A 19,288-nucleotide genomic window follows, 5' to 3' on the forward strand; every position below is an offset into this window, starting at 1 on the left:
AATTTGCCAAATTTGGCTTACCCGAAAAATGAATTAAAAACTGTAGCCGATATTGAAACCGGCAACACCATCGGACGTTCTAAAACCTTCCGGTTTACGCATCGGTCTGCCCATAAATACATCGTAGCTAAACCCTTTTACACCACCTCGTAACCCGATTGCCGTTCCCATTAGATGATGCCCCAGTTGATTTTCCGTAGACCATCCGGATACTCGGCCACCGTCCACTGCCCAATAAAAAGCGTGGTTTGGGCTAAATTGCCAACTTAGCTCGTTTCGCCAGTTCCAGCCACGTTCACCTGAAAGGGAAAGCTCGCCGTCAAAACCTCGCACGGTATAACGCCCACCAATCGAAAAACGGTCTTGGGCAATCAGTGGCGTTTTATTCCATTGGGCATTCAAACTACTTTGCCATTGCCAAGATTGACTTCCCCATTGAAATGGTTTTGTTAAACTCAGACTTGCCGTAATAATTTTAGGACGAGAGGTACCTTCGCCAAATAGCTCTTCCGGTGCAGATAACGCACCACGAGCCGCGGTTCCCCGTTTGAAATTTGCCGAAAGTTCCAGCGTGGCTGTCGGGAAATATTCTTTATGATTAAATCCAGCTTCCCAACCGGCCATTCGGCGTTTTTGCACCTCAATTTCCGCACCGTCAATATAGTTTTGCGATTGGCGAGACCAGAGAGAGCCTGAAACAGCCGTTTTACGTTTCGCATCTCGATAGAGTAGATAAGAAAGCGTGAGTTTGTCCGTATCACTTTCGCCGGCGTAGATATAACTATTATCAAATGCCCCAAAGACTTCTTGATGATATCGGCTTTGATTATGGGAAAAGGCTAAATTCCAGTAACCGAGCGGCACGGAATAATAGAGCGTGAAATTTTTACTGGCTCGGCGACCACGGTCATCGCCTTTTTGTTTAATTGAGTGTGTGAAAGAGGTATAGAAAAGATCGTTTGCGGAGAAAATATTATCGATGGAGAGTGTGCCGCTGGCTTGCCATTTTCCTGTTGAAGTCGAACCTGCATCATCCAGTCCTAAGTTTAGACGAAATGGAAAAGCTTGGTTATAACTGATTTTTAAATCACTGTCGCCCACTTCCGCTTTATCACTTTCACTCGGCAAAATTTCAATATTTGCCTCGACGGTTGGCGCACGTTTTAAATTTTCAAGGGATTGCTCAATATCTCGGATGTTGAGTAAGTCACCCGAATCAAAGGTTAAAGCCGTAAGAGCATGTAAGCGCGTAAAACGAGGTACATTGCCACTGTCTGCCACAATCGTATTACGCACTTTACCCGGAATGACGGTTAAAACTAATTTTCCACCTCTCAAATCTTGCTCTTCAGTCACCACTCGAGTTGTCACATAACCACGGCTTATAATTTCATTTTGAATTTGCTTCATCAAAACACCTAACCCCTCGCCACCAAAACAGTGCGGTAGAGTAAACTTTAATGTTTGAGCTGCGTTATCAAAAGCCCACTGGAATTGACTTTGTGGGGTGGAAGAACCGTAATCAGTTAGCGTGATTTGGTGGATTGGATAGCAGGGAGATTCAGTATGAGAGAGTAAAAGTGATTCAGAGGAAGATGTATCGAGACGAATATCGGGGTGATTCTGTAATTGTTCGGCTTGTGCCTGTTGATGCTGTTGCTGGCGTTGTTGTTGGGTGGCGTCGATGCCGCTTAATCTATTATCAAGCGTATTAGCGAAAGCGGTGGTTGCTAACGCTGAAGAAATGAAGCTTAAAATGAAGGTTTGATGGTATCTCATAAGGTCAATAGAAGCTGTTATTCAGTTTGAAAGAGTGTATAAAATTCTTCACATTTTTGCAAATTTAAGTATAAAATATCAACAAATAAAAGTGTCAAAATAGAGTGTAAAAAACTATGAAAATTGCTGTTTATATTTACAAATTTATTTTTCAAATTTAAATGTTTTTAATAAATGATTGATTTAAAAGATGCTTTTTATTTACATTTTATAGACATATGTAAACAACCATTCTAAATTCTACATGTATAAAAAATGCCGCCTGAACATTGCTCTCAGACGGCATTTTTTAATCCCAATGAAATACCACTTTCAAACCTGTTGCATCTGCAAAATTTTGAATGGCTTTACGTAGTCCTTTTGCTGATAAATTTATATACAGATAAATCCCCTCTTCAAGTTGAGTTGTATATTTCATCCCATTTGGTCTAAGACTTGGTTCACTCCCAATGCAATAGGAAGCTGTTGGCTTTCCATTTAAACAAAACTCTTCCACTAAAGAACGATATTTCGGCTGTTTTAGTAAAAATAAAAAGAAATTTTTCTGATTATCTCGGTAACTTTTGCCTGAAATTTTATGTTTATTCAGTTCAATATAGATCTGAGCAGTTTGGTTTTCTTCTTCCTCACTCGCATAACTTTCAAATATATTAATATGAGCAACTTCATCTAATATTTCTTGAGCAATATTCCAAACATTATCTGCCTTGATCTTACTTGTTTTTTCAATAAAAGAGGTATTACCCGAAGTGGCATTATCTAACGTTAAATCGGTTTTCTGAAAAGCTTCAATCAATTTCTTCTCAAGATAATCAGTTTGTGATTTATCTAAATGCCCGTCTTCTCGTCCAAAGAAAATAATCTTACTCCACCACTCTTTATTATCATTATGAGTGATTAGGCGATCATAAATTTTTCCGCTAGCTTGTCCAACATAACGCTGATTCTCACCTAATAAGATATAAATCCCTGCTCTATTCGCTTCTTCTAAATGCTTCAATACTTTTAAATCTTCACGATCCGCAATCGCTAAAAATACCGGCTCTTTTGTATAAACCGTGATGTTGTCTTTCGCTCTATCGCTAATAATAACGGTATGGGTAACCATAAATTTTCCTTTTATCCTATAAAGTTTATAGCTCTTATTTTAGCCTAACTATTCCAAGAAAAACTCGCATAGGCTAAAAATTTGTGTCTAACAGCTTAGCAAGCGGTCAATTAAAACCTGAAATTGACAAAGTTTTTGCGTTTGGTGAAATGGCTGAAGCCAACTGTTATATGGAAAGTAATCAGCAAATTGGGAAAATTTTGGTGAGGTTGTAAGAAGAAATGCCGTCTGGAAGTTTCAGACGGCATTTAAATTTAATCTTTTTCTAACTGCTCCTTAATATGTGAACAAGAAGAACATATTTCATCTAATTCATCTGTAGTATCCCCACAAATATAGCAAGTATGCTTTGCTTCATGACCACAAATCAAACAAACTCCCTCCTCATATAGGTACGCTCCACCACATTCAGGACAATCCCATATAGGAATATTATCTCCATCTTTATAAGCATAATATATACGTGTTGAGAAATGTTCATCTATTGCTTTTTCTACTAGTTCCTCATAAGAAAATTCCATTTTACAAGATAAACATCTATAGCTACTTTCATTTGCATTTCCATCTTTTTCCAATGGAACTATGAATTCAGAACCACAACAATGACATCTATAATTTTCTAATGCTAAAAATACTTCATCAGAAAAATAATCTAAGGCTTTTAATTTATCAAGTTGGTCTTTTCTGCTACGAGAATAAACATCATATTGTTGAAGTAATGTATTCCAAGCATCATCTCCTAACAGGTAAGCAGGATCTAATTCTAAATGATCTCTTATAAAATCATTCAATAAAGGAAATGTAGATGATATTAAATCACTTATGACCTGTGGTTCAACGGAAGAATAATAATGTTCTAGATTATTACGTTCCATATTTAACTTATCAAAATCAGACCAATTAACACTAATATCTAGATCTTTAAATCTATCCTTTATATCTTGGACATCTACCGTTTTTTTACCACTCCCAATCCAAGCCAATTCACCATCAATAATTTTAGGTTTTATTTGTTTTTTTATAAGTATTTCATTAGATTCATCAGGACTTAATTGTAATAATTTATACTTAAATAATAGTAGAATACCTGCATAAAAATTTCTAACTGATGAAATAATTCTACGACTGTCATTAGTTGACAATTTAAAATCTTCTAATCCTAGTTGAATTGAATCAATTGCATTTTTCAAAATTGGCATATTTTATCTCTTATATAATACTAAACCATACAACGGCACATTCCCCATCCAATCCTGCTCCCGATAATCCGCCATTGAAAACCTAACCGCTTGTTCGGGTTGGAACTGTTCCACATACACTTTTAAACTTTTCGCTTTTAAATTTTCTTCAGCTTTGACTTCAATCGGGATTATGGCTTGTTTGCGTTGTACGACAAAATCAACTTCTGCTGTGCCTTTTTCGGTTGCCCAGTAGAACACAGGATTTTCTTGGGTAGCAATAAGCTGTTGTAGCACATATTGCTCGGTTAAAGCGCCTTTAAATTCGGTAAAAATACGGCTACCTTCAAGCAGAACGCTGACATCTAAATGGCTTTGAGCAGCAAGCAATCCTACGTCCAATACATAAAGTTTAAATGCTCCGTCTTGATAGGCGGAAAGCGGTAAATATGGCTTTTTAACACGTGGCACAGAATGCACTAAACCACTATCTTTCAGCCATTGCAAGGCGATTTCGTAATCTTTACTTCTTGCTCCTTTTTGCAGGTGCGAGTAGATAAACTTTTTGTTTTCTTTGGCAAGTTGTTCAGGAATTGAAGCCCAAATTGACCGCACTTTTTGCACTGTCTGCCCATCTTTAATATATTTAGAAAAATCCTGTTCATACGCCATCAATAAATTGCGTTGCACTTGGCGGACTTCATCAAAGTTTTGCGTTTCAACAAAGACTTTCACGGCTTCAGGCATTCCACCCACAAAATAATATTGGCACAGCAAATCAATATAGCTCGTTTTCATCGCAGAAATAAGCGACCAATCTTTGAGTTCCAATAGTTGTACTAAATCTTGCTTACCAAGTGCGGTCAAAAACTCATGAAAATCCATCGGGTAAAGCGGTAGAAAATCCACCTTGCCCACAGGAAAAGAAATCTGATGATGCAATGACACACCAAGTAACGATCCTGCCGCCACAATATAAAATTGCGGTGCATTTTCATAAAAATATTTGAGTGATGACAACGCTTGCGGAACTTCCTGTACCTCATCAAAAATAATCAGTGTATTTTCAGCTTGAATATCTACACCACTTTCAATTTTTAAACCAAGAATCAAGCGGTTAATATCATAATCTCCCGAAAATAGCGTTTTCATTCGTGGATTATTATCGAAGTTAATGTACGCCACCTTTTCAAAAGATTGCTCACCAAAACGCTTCATCGCCCACGTTTTACCCACTTGTCTTGCGCCTTGAATAATCAAAGGCTTGCGAGTAGGCTTCTGTTTCCATTTTTCTAAGGATTGAATAATTTTTCTTTGCATAATTTGCTCATTTTCTATTCTTTGGAAACTATTTTAAGGGCAATTCAACATTTTTTCAAAGGAAAATTCTTAACAAGAATACATTTTTTCCAATGAAAAAATGTTAATTACACACACTTTTTCAAATGAAAAATTAAAAATCTAATGAGCTAAATAAATAAGAAATTTACGTTTGCCATTTACTTTTAAAAGATCAAGTACATATTAAGAAGAAAGGAGAATATCTCTTCCTATGGATTCTGGAACAATCCTTCTGCGGTCTTTCTCCCGTAAACGCGAAATGGTTAATCTTTACAGCATTTCTCTCTTTCTATTAAAAACCTCTCACAAAACCCTAAAAAGGTTTTCATGATTGCTGAGGGGTGGCGGTGGGCGGGATAGATGGCGTGGATAGGATAGGTTGATGTCGGATAGTCGGACATCAGTTCGACTAAGCCGAATTTCTCGGTGAGTTCTTGTGCCATATAGTCCGGTAATTGGCAGATAGCATGCGCACTTTTGGCTTGGTGGGCGATAGCATACACATCATTAGAGGTAAAAATCGGTTCAATTTTGACCGCTTGTTCGCCTAGTTGTAATGTTGCACTTTTCTGTCCTGCTCTTGCCCAACAGGCAAATGGTAGTGCAGTCAAATCTTGCGGTGTTTTCGGCGTGCCGTATCGAGCAAGAAAATCAGGGTGAGCCACCAGCACAGCGTTTAAATCCATCATTTTGCGAGCAATAACATTTTCCGTATGCAAATCACCCATTCGAAACGCAATATCAATACCATCTTCTACCAAATCCAATACGCGATCGGTCGCCTGACAATGCACTTTCACCTGCGGATATTCCGCCTGAAATTCAGCAATTGCCGCCCAAATCGGCTCACAGGCGGAAACAGTGGAAATACGCAGATAACCACTCAACTCCTGCTGTTCACCAATAAAATCCTGTGTCGCTTGTGTTAAATTGTCTAAGCTCAAATAAACCTTTTCATACAGTTGCAAACCAAGTGCGGTCGGTTTCACCCCTGTTTTATAGCGGTCGAAAAGTTGGGTGGAAAGCGATTTTTCAAATTCCGCAATACGGCGACTAACCGTCGCAACCGGGATTGCAAGTTGTTCCGCCGCTTTAGAAAAACTCTCTGCTTGATAAACTGCCACAAACAGTCTTAGATTATTTAAATCCATTTTATCTTCTCATTTTTGAAAAAATTATTCTTATTTTAGATACTTCTCAATCAATTTTGCAAGATTATAATAAGTATATCTTTAACCAAATGATCAACTTCAGCCCCAAAGGGGCTGAACTATGCGTAACCTAGTACGGCTTGCCGTGCTAGGCATAAAAAAGGATAAAAAAATGACCGCTTGTAACCATATTACTGAAATTTTAGGTATCAAATTTCCACTTGTGCAAGGCCCGATGGCGTGGATGACTGATGCAAAATTTGTTGCTGCTGTAAGCAATGCCGGAGGTTTGGGGATTTTAGGCCCGAATGCCGGCTTGCAGAAAGCGCCGAAAACGATGGAAGATTTGCTCCGTACTTTCCGTGAAGAAATCCGTAAAACCAAAGCATTAACCGATAAGCCATTCGGTGCACCGATGATTTTATCCTACGACTTCAGTACGATTGATTTGTTAGTGGATTTATTAATTGAAGAACACGTACCGGTTGCATTAATCAACGGTATTGATGGCTATGATTACAAGCCGATGATGAAAAAATTTAAAGCGGCAGGTATGAAAACAATCTTCCGTCCGCATACGCCGACAGTAGAAAACGCACGCTATGCGGAAGAAATCGGGGCGGATATTTTCGTTGCAACCGGTTTTGATGAAGGTGGCACTGTACCGAACCAAGTGATCGGAACATTCTCTATCGTGCCTCAAATGGTTGATGCGGTCAGTATTCCAGTAATGGCAGCAGGCGGTATTGCTGATGTACGAGGCGTACGAGCAAGTTTTGCACTCGGTGCGGAAGGCGTATTTGTCGGTTCCGTATTGTTAGCAACTGAGGAAAATCGTATGCATGAAAGCGTTAAGCAACTCGTTGTCGATAGCACGGCTCAAGATTTATTGTTATTCCGCACCCAACCGGCGTATTACCGCTCGCTACCCACTCAGTTAGCACATAAATTGGTGGAAATGGATGAAAACGGTGCAACGCGAGATGAGCTTGCCAAAGCACAAACCGGTGGCTATGGAATGCGTCAAGGTATGTTACTTGGCGATTTTGAGAAAGGCTATATTTCGGTAGGTAACGGCATTACTTATATAAAATCGATTCGCTCTGTCAAGGATGTAGTGGAAGATTTAATGCAGGATTTTGTGTAAATAAATCTTTCTCCGATAACAAAAAAACCTAGCGACAATGCTAGGTTTTTATTCGTTTTCTTAGAGAGATATTTAGTATAAGGAATCATTAATCATAAACATCATTCCTACGCTTTTTTACTTATTTCAGTTTCAATAAAGACTCTACATTCAGCAAGATCAATTCATTATCATCTGCTTTATTAGGTTCACGACTGCTGGAATAAGGGAAATTATTATCGTTGCCTACGATAATATGTTGATCATCAACAATATCTACATCTTCAATCGTAAAGAACGGGAATTTAAATACACCTTCACTCAGTGGCTTAAGTGCAATTTTATTCGGATCTTGGATATTTAATAAATCTACATAACCTAATTTCTCTACATTATTACCAATGCTTGATTGATCAAATTTAATTAAATAAACACGTTTAAATTTCGGTAACTTGGTAAAACAATTTTCGGTCTCTTTACTGTCTGTTTTACAGGCATATTCACTCACACCCTCACCGTTATCGCGTTCAATCACTAATGCTCGATTAGCATCAATCATATTAAAATCACCGATAGCATGACTGTTATCTTCCAACGGATATTTCCAAAAATTTCCCGTCCATTGCTGTTTTGCCACATCAAATTCTAGAATACGTAAATAATTTTTACCTTGATCATTTTCATACGTATTTTGTGTTGCATCCCATAAACTGCCCTCCAGTAGCGGATATAATTTGGTTCCGTCCACCGAAGCCGCCATCCCTTCAAAACCTTTAGAGCGTTTAACCTCGAATTCCATTTTGTCCGTAGGAGAAGCCGGAGTTTTAACAGCAGGATTATCCGGAGAGCGAACAACTTTACCGTTAATTTCCGTAGCAAATACGTTTAACACTTTACCCTGTAAATCCGCCTGAATCAGCATAGGTCCGAATTCATCACCGATCCAAATATGATCATGAATAATTTGAAAACTTTCCGGGTCAAAATCCGAGCCGGTTAAATAACGTTTATCCGTATTTTCATTAACGATATGGAACGGCACTTTTTTGTCCGGATCATGTAGAAATACCGTATTTAGCGGTTCAAATTTACCGTTTTTAAAATCTATATTGTAATGAGAAAGATACAACATAAAATCCGGAGAATTGGCTTTATTACCTGCGCCGTTATCGGTTAGAATCCAATAACCGCCGTCTTGAATTCGTTGAATGCCCGAATGTCCTTGTAGCGGTTGTCCTTCTAAAGGTAAAAATGCGCCTGTCGGTCGATTGGCGGATTTTCCCTCAATACTGTTCATCTTTTCTATACGTTTACCTGTGGTAAATTTTCCGGCTTGCTTTAAAACTTGAGGTGCATCATCGGGGGCGGTAACGGTAGATTGCGCCGGTAAGACTGCATGTCCGGCTAACAATGCGGGATGATTTTCAGCGGTTGCCCATACATTCGCACTTAATCCGAACCATAGCGTAATAATAGGCATTGCTAATTTAAAAGACTTCTCTCTCATGACTCCACTCCTATTGTATAAATAGCTATATTTTTATTTTCTCTCCCTACTTCCACTACCGTTACAATAATCTCAATAAGTAGAACTATATTTCTATACTACCGATTCACAACAATGATGGGAGATACAATAAATAATTGCCGAATAATGCCTGTTAGTAGCTTTTATTCGGCAATACCAAATATAGAAAATATTTGTGGCAGATTAATGACAAGTAAAAATAAATTTTAAGAGAACTCATTTTCTAATGATTTTGCTTCATAAAAAATAAAGTGATAAAAAAACCGGTTTTTAAACCGGTTTAATTTTTATCTTTTTTTACCAAGATATTTTATTTCTTCACTTAACGCAAACGGCATTTTTCGTGGTCCTCGTACGGCGGTAACACCAAATTCTCGGAGTTTTTCTCGTGGAAGATCTTTTTTATCAAATTCCTTTAGACATTTAATTCTCATTACTCGATCAACACGAATCTCGGTTTGTTTTGATTGGTAAGGAATATTTACTTCCAATGCTTCACATTGATAACGAATTGCAGCGGTCGGTTCTGTAACGTAAAGGTAAACCAGATCACCTACCGCAATATTATTGCTTTGTTTCCAGAGAATTTCTTTACCTTCTTGTAGCTCGCTTTCGACATCATAATACTTAGGATTGGCGGGAACAATCCATTCGGTACGGCTAATTAGCCCCAATTTTTGCTTACGTAGGCAAGTGGCCGTTAAATCGAAACTTTGGTTAAGTAAAAACACAATGGTTTCTTTATCGACACTACCGTCCAACAAAATACTTAACCAATGAGTTTTATTCATATGGTAGGCAGGTAAAAAGCCTTTTTGCGGTAAAAACAAGCTGATCATTTCGGGAGAACATTTTACATTCATTACCGTAACCTTTCCGCTTCCCGACAGTCCTAGCGTGACATAAGGAATTTGCATAATAGCCGCATACCATTTGCGATTATCCGCTTGCCTTAAAATGGCATAGTCGGGATAAGACTTCCATAGATATTCTGGTTCCGTACCGTATTGTTGCAATACATACAATAAAATATCTTCTCGAAGATCAATCGTTTGATTTTTCACTTTTCTCCTCCCGCTATGTAAGCCGTAAGCGGTCTATTTTCCCGAAAAGTTTGCAACAAATCGTAAAAATATGACCGCTTGGCAAAATTATTCGACCTTATCCGCCACCATTACCGGTTCAAAATCCGCACGTTTCAGGAAGTTTTTCTCTCTAAAATTAATCGGATAATGGCAAGCAAATTCATGCTGTTTGAATTTTCGTAAAGGCGGCTTTTGTACGCATTTTTTCTGCGCGAACGGGCAACGAGGACCTAATCGGCAACCTATCGGCATATCTTGTAACATCGGTACCGAACCTTTGAGCGTATTTAAACGGCTTTTAAAAGCCAACGGCTGCGAAAAGTCCGGAATACTGTTCAGTAATACCGAAGTATAAGGGTGAAACGGTTCTTCCATAATGGTTTCTTTGCCGGCAATTTCCACCGTTTGTCCGCAATAAAGTACATTAAATGAGTCCACCCATTTATGGACGCTACGAATATCATTTGCCACCAGCAAAATTGAAGTGCCTAGGTTTTTATTCATACTGGATAGCAAACGATAAATTTGTAGTTGCGTGGTCGCTTCAAGCGTATGTGTCGGTTCGTCCGCAACTAATAAACGAGGCTGATTCGCCACCGCCATAGCAATAATTACTTTTTGCGCTTCGCCTTCGGTAATATCGAAAGGATAACTTTGCATCATTGCTTTATGATCTCGAATCCCGACTCGGTGTAATAATTCAATCGCTTTCTTTTTCTTCCAGCCGAACCATTGCCACCATTTACCTTTAAAGTTAATCGTCTGCATAAGCTGGCTACCGATTGTCTTACTCGGATCTAAGCTGGAGAGCGGATTTTGGAAAATCATAGAAATATGTTCGCTAACCAATTTACGTCTTTCCGTCGGAGTCAGTTTTAACAATTCAATATCATTAAAACGGAAACGGTCGGCCGTCACGATCCATTCATCTTTCATTACGCCGCAGATCACCTTTGCGATTAAACTTTTTCCGGAGCCTGACTCTCCGACCAACCCGCAAATTTCTCCCTCATCGAGCGTGAGATTAACATTATCGACCATTTTGACTCTACCGTTCGGCGTGTCAATTTCAATACTTAAATGGCGAATATCTAATAGAGCCATACTTTATTCCATGTTAATAACGGTATTTTTCTAATACGCGACTAATGCTATTACCTAACATACTAATAATCAGAATCACAAAAATAGTTGCCATACCCGGTAAAATAACTGTCCACGGTGCAATATAAATCAATTCCACCGAATCTTTAATCATCGTACCCCATTCCGGAGTCGGGCTTTTCGCGCCTAATTCAATAAAACTCAGCGCATTGATATCCAATACGGCAATCACAAAAATATGTGAGATTTCTTTTACGGCGACCGGTGTCACATTTGGCAATACAACCTCTTTAATTAAATCCCAACGCGAAGCACCGTCTAAACGCAATGTAATAACATATTCTCGCTTTAATTCTTGCCGTACCGCTTGATAAATTTTATGGATAAAATGCGGTAGCATCGCTAAAAAAATCGCCAACATCGCATTGATCAAACTGGCTTCCATTAAGGTAGCGATAACAATTGCAATAATCAGAATCGGAATAAATAGGAAGGTATCAAATAAATGCCCTAAGAAAGAAAAAGATTTCCGACTGGTTCCGACAAAAATACCTATCACACTCCCTATCACGGCAACTGCAGCACTAATAATAAGTGCCGAACCGACCGTATAATAAAAACCGTAAAGGATACGACTAAAAATATCTCGCCCCAAATCATCCGTACCAAAGAAAAAGCCAATCTGCCCTCTATCGTCCCAAGACGGCGGCATAAGTTCCTTTCCGATAAATTGCATATCCGCTTGATAAGGTGCAATTAAATAGCCGAAAAAAACTAAGAAAAGTAGAAAGGCAAATAGATATAAACTTGCCAATGCGACTTTATCTTGACGTAGCTGGAGAAAAAATTGTTTAACGTAATCCGATTCTCTGAACTGTTCCGGTTCTTCTTTATTTAACATACCAATCCTTTTTCTGATACGGATCCAACAAGGTCGTAAGAATACTTACCAAAACATCAATACTTAAGATAAACAGACCGATTGCTACAACACCTGCCGAAATCGCATTATAGTCTTGTACGGATAGCGCATTAATTAGCCACAAGCCGATACCGCCCCAGCTAAATATATTTTCAACCAACATCGAGAATGCAAAAATCAAGGTTAAATTGTGTGCAATCATAGGAATTAACGCCGGTAAAGTATTGGGTAGAATATGTTGCATCCATACTTTATAAGGCGTCCAACCTCTTGTCTGTGCCACCCTAATATAATTTTGTTTCATCACATATTCGGCTCGTTGATGAGTAAACCGAATAACTTCCAGTGTTGCCGGCACGGCTAAAATTAAGGTAGGTAAAGTCAAGTGATGTAACATACTCTGCATCATTTTTAATTTATGAGGAGAGTCGGCTAAGAAAATATCTAATAATCGAAACCCCGTTAAAGACGGTATTTCATAAATCGGGTGCAACTCGCCGACAGCGGAAATCGCCCATTGGTTATTTGAGGCATAGTAAAGCACAACGATAGCCAACCAAAAAACCGGAATAGCCAAACTTAACGAACCTAAAATAGCGAGTGTTTTCCCGAGTAAATTATCGCGAAACGTTGCGGAAATAAACCCTAACGGCAAACCTAAAATCAGCGATAAAATCAATACCGCTAAACAAAGCGAAACCGTTGCCGGAAAGACATTCAATATCTGATCGGCAATCGGTTCGCCGTTTGTATAACTAATGCCGAAATCGCCTTGCAATAAGCCTCGGATATAACTGAAATACGCCTCTATTCCTTGTAAATCCACAAAATGATTCAGAGAATCACGTAGCAAGATGTTATAGCTAATTAATGTCAGTAAAATCAGGGTGATTACTGTCAAAAATAGTTTGCGAATAAATGCCAATAACATTATTTCTTCTCTTTATGCTTTAATTTTAATTCCGATAAATGAACTTGTCCGAAAGGACTGACTCGTGCATTCTCGATTTTAGGATTAACAAATAAGATACGATTAGCATTCACTAACGGTAGAATCGGTAACTCTCGTTCTAATAAATCTTGCATCAATTTATAGATGATCATCTTGACATAAGGTTGCTCACTCAACTTTGCCAACTCTAGCCAATGATCGAACTCTTGATGACACCAATTAGCTAAATTGGTCACCTCATAACGAGAACGGCACGACAAAATAGGCGATAAAAAAGTATTCGGATCTAAATTATTAGCAAGCCACCCCGTCAAAATTAAATCATAATCCGCCAAGCCGTCTTCCGATAATTGCACCACATCCGTGCGGCTTACCGCTCGAATTTCTACGTCAATACCCGCTTTTTCCAAATCTTTTCGGATAAGTTCCGCCATTTTTAACGGATGTAAATTATAAACTCGTTTCTCGTCCAACACCCATAGTTTCAAGCGGCCCGTTTTTTCTACTTTTTTGCTATTTTCTTGATTCGCTTTATATGGATAACCGTATTGGTTAGCCGAAGAAAATAATACGCTCGGCAATACGTTATCTGCAACATTCGCTGCACCGTAAAATAATGTTTTAGCGATACGTTCACGATTAATTGCTCCTGCGATATAACGGCGCAATTCCACATTTCTCATGACCGGTTTTTGCATATTAAATGCCAGAAAGGCAAGATTAGCTCCCGGACTTTCTATAATCTCGTTATGATGAACAATTGTTCTTTGGCTTGGTTCCGGTAATGCAACCACGTCGCATTCATGATTTAAATATTTTGCCATTCGCCCCGTATCGTTACTGGAAACATCCACGACTACATTTTCAATGTTAGCTTTTCTCCCCCAATATTTAGGATGCGGCTTTAAACGAACATATTCATTTTGCACATAGCTACTTAGCTGATAAACACCGGTTCCGACCGGTAATAAGTCCAATTGCGCGAGATTTTCATCCGCATTCAATTGTAATGCGTATTCTTTCGATAAAATCACCGCATATTGACTCGCTAAATGCGCTAACACGGATTGATCGGGTGAGACCAAGTAAATCTTAACGGTATAATCATTCACCGCCGAAATACGCTCAATTTTATTTTTCAATGCAATACTTTCAAAATAAGGATAATGCGCTAAGTTCGCTTTAAATTGGTAGGCATAATACTGATTCTGATGAAATGCCTCTTTTCGTCCGTCTTCATTAAAATCAAGCGCGGGAAGCTCATCGACATTACCAATCATTCTATTTAGAGAAAACACGACATCTTCCGCATTAAACGGACGTGTAGGAGTAAACCATTCTGTAGAATGAAACGCCACCTTACGACGTAAATTTAAAGTAATAACTTTGCCATCTTCACTGAGATGATATGTTTCAACTAATTTTGGTTTTAATGAATTTGTGTTCGCATCAAACTCAAATAACTTATCGTAAATTTGTTCCGTCACCACATTCATATTGGTTCCGACATCCGCTTTTTGAGGATTAAAGCTGAAACCGGATACGCTAGTACAATAAATTAAACTGTTATCCAGCAATGCTTGCGGAATACGGGGCGCAGCATAAGCGGTAGGAATCAGACCTAAAATTGCAAAAAAACTGCTAAAACCGACCGCTTGTCGAATAAAAGAAATCATATACTTCCCTTATTTCCCAATACCGTACGCACGTAATTTATTGGCGACCGCCGTATGCGAAATTCCCAAACGTTGGGCTAATTTCCGTGTACTCGGATATTCATTATATAATTTACCTAACAACGCAGCCTCAAAGCGATTGACTAATTCGTCTAAAGTTGCATGCTCGTCCACTTGAAAATCATCCAACTTACCGACTTGATTCGGTAAATTTAGATCTTTTACCGCTAAGCGGTAACTATGCGACAGCGTACAAGCGCGATAAATAGCATTATATAACTCACGTAAATTGCCCGGCCAACGATATGCCTGCAATGCTTGTAAAAATTCATCGTCATATTCCAATTTACTGATGCCTAATTGCCGGCTGATTCGAGTAATAAAATGATCCGCCAACAACGGCAAATCGCCCTGACGTTCTCGTAGCGGCGGTAGATCCAAAGTAAGCACATTTAAGCGATGATAGAGGTCTTCTCGGACTTTGCCTTCTGCAACCAATGTCGCCAACGGCTTCTGAGACGTACAAATAACACGAACATCCACTTGAATTTCTTGATCTTCGCCGACACGACGGAAACAACCGTCATTTAGAAAACGTAATAACTTCGCTTGCATTTCAAGCGAAAGTTCCGCTATCGAATCCAACAGCACGGTACCACCATTGGCATATTCAAAGAAACCAATATTCTCTTTGCCGTTGCCACGATGTCCGAACATCTCCGACTCCGCCTCATCAGCCGGCAAACCGGCACAATTTACCGCAATAAATTTATGATCTCTACGCGAACTCAGTTCATGACACGCTTTGGCAAAAACATCTTTACCGGTACCGGTTTCTCCTTGAATCAACAACGGCGCATTTAGCATTGCAAATTTCTTAGCCTGCTCTACAACCGCCTGCATTTTCGGACTTTGCGCAATAATATGTTCAAAACAGCCTTGCGGATAAATAATAAATTCCACCTTTTCAATCCCTTGAAGCGGTCGAATTTTTTCAAGAATTTGCAATTGTTGCGTAGCACTCAATGGAGGAAATTCAACTTGAATCCCCAATTCGGTAAATTCAATATGGTGAACGGTTTGCTTTTGCACACCTAATAAATGTAGAACCTCTTCTGCGACTGTGAATTTTTCCGTACATTTAATTGATAACAGCATTGTTTTTTTACCTTAATTCAAATGATAAATCTCTGTTCATCATACCCTTAAAACGTTATTTTGGAAACTTTTGTTTACAATCACTAATGTAAATATTCTGCATTCTCTTGTTTACTTTAAGATAACAATCCCATACACTTTTTAGTACATCGAACCATTTAAAAATGGTCGATTAACCATTCTATGATTAAGTTAAGGATTTTCTTATGTATTTAGAACAAATTAAAGCAGAACTTCAAGAAGCGGCAGACGTATTAGACAAATTTATGTCTGACGAAAACAATATCAAATTAATCCAAGACGCCGCATTATTGATTTCCGATAGTTTTAAACAAGGCGGAAAAGTACTTTCATGCGGTAACGGCGGTTCACACTGCGATGCAATGCACTTTGCCGAAGAACTTACCGGTCGTTATCGCGAAAACCGCCCCGGCTACCCGGCAATCGCCATTTCGGACGTTAGCCATTTAAGTTGCGTAAGTAATGACTTCGGTTATGAATACGTCTTCTCTCGTTATCTTGAGGCGGTGGGCCAAAAAGGTGATGTCCTTTTCGGTTTATCGACTTCCGGTAATTCTAAGAACGTGCTGAATGCTATTAAAGTCGCTAAAGAAAAAGGTATGAAGGTAATTGCAATGACCGGTAAAGACGGCGGTCAAATGGCGGGACTTGCGGATGTTGAGATTCGTGTTCCTCACTTCCGTTATGCCGATCGTACGCAAGAAATTCACATCAAAGTGATTCATATCCTCATGATGTTGATTGAATTTGAAATGGCAAAACAAGCATAGTATTTAATACGAAAAATATTTTTAAGAAATCTATTGCTAAAGGACTGAAGTCAGAAATCGGCTCAGTCCTTTTTATTTTCTTTGTTATTGCAAAACCGAGTTAAGTTTAAGCATAAAAAAATCTGCACCTAAATGGATATGAATCTATTAGGTGCAGATTATTATCGGCTAATTAGCCTTTTCAAATATTACTCAACAAACTTTGGATTAGTATTAAAGTTTCGGACCGGCCGCAACTAATGCTTTACCTTCATCATTTGTAGTATATTTTTCAAAGTTTTTCACAAAACGACTTGCTAAATCTTCCGCTTTAGTTTGCCATTGTGTTTTATCCGCATAAGTATCGCGAGGATCAAGAATTGCAGGATCTACATTCGGTAATGCTGTCGGAACCGCTAAATTGAAAATCGGTAATTCTTTTGTTTCCGCTTTTTCAATTGAACCGTCTAAGATAGCGTCAATGATACCGCGAGTATCTTTAATCGAAATACGTTTACCCGAACCGTTCCAACCGGTATTCACTAAGTACGCTTGTGAACCCGCTTCTTCCATACGTTTCACTAATACTTCAGCATATTTAGTCGGATGAAGTGATAAGAATGCCGCACCGAAACACGCTGAGAAAGTTGGTGTCGGTTCAGTAATACCACGTTCGGTACCCGCTAATTTTGCAGTAAAACCGGATAAGAAGTAATATTTAGTTTGTTCTGGTGTTAATTTAGAAACAGGAGGTAACACACCGAAAGCGTCTGCGGTTAAGAAAATTACTTTTTTCGCATGACCCGCTTTTGAAACCGGTTCAACAATATTATCAATATGATAAATCGGATAAGATACGCGTGTATTTTCAGTTTTTGAACCGTCCGCAAAATCAACCGAACCGTCTTCACGTACGACAACGTTTTCTAATAACGCATCACGACGGATTGCACGGTAGATATCCGGTTCGTTTTCTTCGGAAAGATTGATTGTTTTCGCATAGCAACCGCCTTCGTAGTTAAATACGCCGTCATCATCCCAACCGTGTTCGTCATCACCGATTAATCTACGTTTAGGATCGGTTGAAAGCGTTGTTTTACCCGTACCGGATAAGCCGAAGAATACCGCGACATCACCGTCTTTGCCAACGTTTGCAGAACAGTGCATTGACGCAATACCTTTAAGCGGTAACCAGTAGTTCATGAGCGAGAACAAACCTTTTTTCATTTCACCGCCGTACCAAGTACCGCCGATAAGCTGAATTTTTTCAGTTAAGTTAAACGCAACGAAGTTTTCAGAATTTAATCCCTGCTCTTTCCAATTCGGATTGGTTACTTTTGAACCGTTCATCACAACGAAATCAGGAACGAAATTCACTAATTCTTCTTCTGACGGACGAACAAACATATTTTTCACAAAATGTGCTTGCCATGCCACTTCGGTCACAATACGTACCGCTACACGGCTGTCTTTATTTGCACCGCAGAAAGCATCAACGACAAATAAACGTTTATTTGACAATTGATGAGTTACCAATTCTTTTAAACTTTGCCAAGTCGCTTGGTTCATCGGTTTGTTATCATTTTTAACCGCATCCGATGTCCACCAAACATTATCTTTTGATGTTTCATCATATACGATATACTTATCTTTAGGGGAACGGCCGGTAAAAATGCCGGTATCTACGGCAACTGCGCCGGACGTTGTTAAACGACCTTTTTCAAAACCTTCTAATTCAGGTTTCATTTCCTCTTCAAATAATTGTTCATAACTTGGATTACGTACAATTTCTTTTACGTTAGTAATACCTAATTGTGCTAGTTCTTGTTCAATACGACTTAACATAGAATTACCTCATTCATAATATTAAAAGTTGAAATTTAAAAACTAAGTTTATTGTAACCAATTCTTACTAAAAAAAATGTTAAGTACTTCAAATTTTTTAGAAAAATTGGAGGGATTCTCTGTTTTATTTTGCCTCAAGTCAAAATTTTAATCAGTATTCCGTTTCCATTTGACTACTTTTAAAGCATTCCATTTCCAATCAGGAAGAGGTTTTTATTTTTTACAAAAAAAGGTAGAATTAAACGAGTTTATTTATACTTAGAGAAATTAAATGCGCTTACTTATTGTCTTTTTTGCTTTCTTATTAGCCTTTTTTCAGTACAGCTTTTGGTTCGGAAAAAACGGTTGGAGCGATTACCAAGAAGCACAAACAGCCGTAGAGCAACTTAAAGACGAGAATACTAAATTAGAAGCTCGTAATAACTTAATTGCCGCTGAAATTAATGACTTAAAGACCGGGGTAAACGCCCTTGAAGAACGCGCTCGTTTAGAACGTGAGATGGTAAAAAGTGATGAAACTTTTTATCGTATTGTTCCTCGCAATCCATAAATTATAGAAATATAA

At 38.6% G+C, this 19,288-nt stretch carries 16 protein-coding genes and 1 pseudogene; 4 read left to right on the forward strand and 13 right to left on the reverse strand.

Going from position 1 to position 19,288, the window contains the following annotated elements; genetic code table 11:
• Window positions 1–33: 33 nt before the first annotated feature.
• Together NYR63_RS04240 and NYR63_RS04245 are read right to left on the reverse strand one after the other, a co-directional pair.
• Window positions 34–1,779 (reverse strand): ShlB/FhaC/HecB family hemolysin secretion/activation protein, encoded by a 1,746-nt coding sequence (locus NYR63_RS04240; protein WP_279458337.1) that lies wholly within the window; start codon window positions 1,777–1,779, stop codon window positions 34–36.
• A gap of 289 nt (window positions 1,780–2,068) precedes the next feature.
• Complete coding sequence (locus NYR63_RS04245) at window positions 2,069–2,887, reverse strand: GIY-YIG nuclease family protein (protein ID WP_279458338.1); 819 nt, start codon at window positions 2,885–2,887, stop codon at window positions 2,069–2,071.
• Window positions 2,888–2,964: 77 nt separating this feature from the next.
• Here NYR63_RS04245 and NYR63_RS04250 point away from each other — a divergent pair.
• Window positions 2,965–3,102: pseudogene (locus NYR63_RS04250) on the forward strand (zinc-binding dehydrogenase); the annotation flags it as partial.
• 39 nt (window positions 3,103–3,141) lie between these two features.
• Here NYR63_RS04250 and NYR63_RS04255 read toward each other — a convergent pair.
• From NYR63_RS04255 to NYR63_RS04265, 3 genes are all read right to left on the reverse strand, one after another.
• Complete coding sequence (locus tag NYR63_RS04255; protein ID WP_279458339.1) at window positions 3,142–4,086, reverse strand: hypothetical protein; 945 nt, start codon at window positions 4,084–4,086, stop codon at window positions 3,142–3,144.
• Window positions 4,087–4,089: 3 nt separating this feature from the next.
• Window positions 4,090–5,385: an ATP-binding protein gene (locus NYR63_RS04260; protein WP_279458340.1), complete on the reverse strand. Its 1,296-nt coding sequence runs from the start codon at window positions 5,383–5,385 to the stop codon at window positions 4,090–4,092.
• A gap of 284 nt (window positions 5,386–5,669) precedes the next feature.
• Window positions 5,670–6,557, reverse strand: coding sequence for a LysR family transcriptional regulator (locus tag NYR63_RS04265; RefSeq protein ID WP_279458341.1), 888 nt, complete (start codon window positions 6,555–6,557; stop codon window positions 5,670–5,672).
• Between the two features lie 172 nt (window positions 6,558–6,729).
• Between NYR63_RS04265 and NYR63_RS04270 the strand changes: the two genes are divergently transcribed.
• Window positions 6,730–7,704, forward strand: coding sequence for an NAD(P)H-dependent flavin oxidoreductase (locus NYR63_RS04270; protein WP_279458535.1), 975 nt, complete (start codon window positions 6,730–6,732; stop codon window positions 7,702–7,704).
• Window positions 7,705–7,825: 121 nt separating this feature from the next.
• Here the strand turns inward: NYR63_RS04270 and NYR63_RS04275 are convergent, their stop codons facing one another.
• The 7 genes from NYR63_RS04275 to NYR63_RS04305 form a co-directional block, all read right to left on the reverse strand.
• The gene (locus NYR63_RS04275) at window positions 7,826–9,190 is read right to left on the reverse strand and encodes an esterase-like activity of phytase family protein (protein WP_279458342.1); all 1,365 of its coding nucleotides are present in this window, start codon (window positions 9,188–9,190) and stop codon (window positions 7,826–7,828) included.
• Between the two features lie 308 nt (window positions 9,191–9,498).
• Window positions 9,499–10,275, reverse strand: a complete 777-nt coding sequence (locus NYR63_RS04280; RefSeq protein ID WP_279458343.1) for an MmcQ/YjbR family DNA-binding protein — start codon at window positions 10,273–10,275, stop codon at window positions 9,499–9,501.
• Window positions 10,276–10,362: 87 nt separating this feature from the next.
• Entirely contained in the window at window positions 10,363–11,400 is a 1,038-nt protein-coding gene (locus NYR63_RS04285; protein ID WP_279458344.1) for a peptide ABC transporter ATP-binding protein, read from the reverse strand.
• Between the two features lie 13 nt (window positions 11,401–11,413).
• Window positions 11,414–12,301: an ABC transporter permease subunit gene (locus NYR63_RS04290; RefSeq protein WP_279458345.1), complete on the reverse strand. Its 888-nt coding sequence runs from the start codon at window positions 12,299–12,301 to the stop codon at window positions 11,414–11,416.
• Window positions 12,291–13,253 (reverse strand): ABC transporter permease, encoded by a 963-nt coding sequence (locus NYR63_RS04295; protein ID WP_279458346.1) that lies wholly within the window; start codon window positions 13,251–13,253, stop codon window positions 12,291–12,293. Before NYR63_RS04295 ends, NYR63_RS04290 begins: the two co-directional genes overlap by 11 nt.
• The gene (locus NYR63_RS04300; RefSeq protein ID WP_279458347.1) at window positions 13,253–14,950 is read right to left on the reverse strand and encodes an ABC transporter substrate-binding protein; all 1,698 of its coding nucleotides are present in this window, start codon (window positions 14,948–14,950) and stop codon (window positions 13,253–13,255) included. Before NYR63_RS04300 ends, NYR63_RS04295 begins: the two co-directional genes overlap by 1 nt.
• A gap of 9 nt (window positions 14,951–14,959) precedes the next feature.
• On the reverse strand, window positions 14,960–16,108 hold the full coding sequence (locus NYR63_RS04305; RefSeq protein WP_279458349.1) for a sigma 54-interacting transcriptional regulator: 1,149 nt from the start codon (window positions 16,106–16,108) through the stop codon (window positions 14,960–14,962).
• A 206-nt stretch (window positions 16,109–16,314) separates the two neighbouring features.
• Here NYR63_RS04305 and lpcA point away from each other — a divergent pair, with 206 nt between their 5' ends.
• Entirely contained in the window at window positions 16,315–16,899 is a 585-nt protein-coding gene (lpcA, locus tag NYR63_RS04310) for a D-sedoheptulose 7-phosphate isomerase (RefSeq protein WP_279458350.1), read from the forward strand.
• 213 nt (window positions 16,900–17,112) lie between these two features.
• Here the strand turns inward: lpcA and pckA are convergent, their stop codons facing one another.
• Entirely contained in the window at window positions 17,113–18,723 is a 1,611-nt protein-coding gene (gene pckA / locus NYR63_RS04315) for a phosphoenolpyruvate carboxykinase (ATP) (protein ID WP_279458351.1), read from the reverse strand.
• 271 nt (window positions 18,724–18,994) lie between these two features.
• Between pckA and ftsB the strand changes: the two genes are divergently transcribed.
• On the forward strand, window positions 18,995–19,273 hold the full coding sequence (gene ftsB / locus NYR63_RS04320; RefSeq protein ID WP_279458352.1) for a cell division protein FtsB: 279 nt from the start codon (window positions 18,995–18,997) through the stop codon (window positions 19,271–19,273).
• Window positions 19,274–19,288 lie beyond the last annotated feature (15 nt).

It is taken from the genome of Actinobacillus genomosp. 1 (assembly GCF_029774175.1).
In the GTDB taxonomy this organism is placed as follows: domain Bacteria; phylum Pseudomonadota; class Gammaproteobacteria; order Enterobacterales; family Pasteurellaceae; genus Actinobacillus.

Excerpts from the sequence above, each read along its gene's own strand:
- pckA (WP_279458351.1), bottom strand. The coding sequence starts at position 18,723 with ATGTTAAGTCGTATTGAACAAGAACTAGCACAATTAGGTATTACTAAC.
- NYR63_RS04290 (WP_279458345.1), bottom strand. The coding sequence starts at position 12,301 with ATGTTAAATAAAGAAGAACCGGAACAGTTCAGAGAATCGGATTACGTT.
- NYR63_RS04295 (WP_279458346.1), bottom strand. The coding sequence starts at position 13,253 with ATGTTATTGGCATTTATTCGCAAACTATTTTTGACAGTAATCACCCTG.
- NYR63_RS04245 (WP_279458338.1), bottom strand. The coding sequence starts at position 2,887 with ATGGTTACCCATACCGTTATTATTAGCGATAGAGCGAAAGACAACATC.
- NYR63_RS04240 (WP_279458337.1), bottom strand. The coding sequence starts at position 1,779 with ATGAGATACCATCAAACCTTCATTTTAAGCTTCATTTCTTCAGCGTTA.
- NYR63_RS04300 (WP_279458347.1), bottom strand. The coding sequence starts at position 14,950 with ATGATTTCTTTTATTCGACAAGCGGTCGGTTTTAGCAGTTTTTTTGCA.
- ftsB (WP_279458352.1), top strand. The coding sequence starts at position 18,995 with ATGCGCTTACTTATTGTCTTTTTTGCTTTCTTATTAGCCTTTTTTCAG.
- NYR63_RS04265 (WP_279458341.1), bottom strand. The coding sequence starts at position 6,557 with ATGGATTTAAATAATCTAAGACTGTTTGTGGCAGTTTATCAAGCAGAG.
- NYR63_RS04260 (WP_279458340.1), bottom strand. The coding sequence starts at position 5,385 with ATGCAAAGAAAAATTATTCAATCCTTAGAAAAATGGAAACAGAAGCCT.
- lpcA (WP_279458350.1), top strand. The coding sequence starts at position 16,315 with ATGTATTTAGAACAAATTAAAGCAGAACTTCAAGAAGCGGCAGACGTA.
- NYR63_RS04285 (WP_279458344.1), bottom strand. The coding sequence starts at position 11,400 with ATGGCTCTATTAGATATTCGCCATTTAAGTATTGAAATTGACACGCCG.
- NYR63_RS04275 (WP_279458342.1), bottom strand. The coding sequence starts at position 9,190 with ATGAGAGAGAAGTCTTTTAAATTAGCAATGCCTATTATTACGCTATGG.
- NYR63_RS04255 (WP_279458339.1), bottom strand. The coding sequence starts at position 4,086 with ATGCCAATTTTGAAAAATGCAATTGATTCAATTCAACTAGGATTAGAA.
- NYR63_RS04305 (WP_279458349.1), bottom strand. The coding sequence starts at position 16,108 with ATGCTGTTATCAATTAAATGTACGGAAAAATTCACAGTCGCAGAAGAG.
- NYR63_RS04270 (WP_279458535.1), top strand. The coding sequence starts at position 6,730 with ATGACCGCTTGTAACCATATTACTGAAATTTTAGGTATCAAATTTCCA.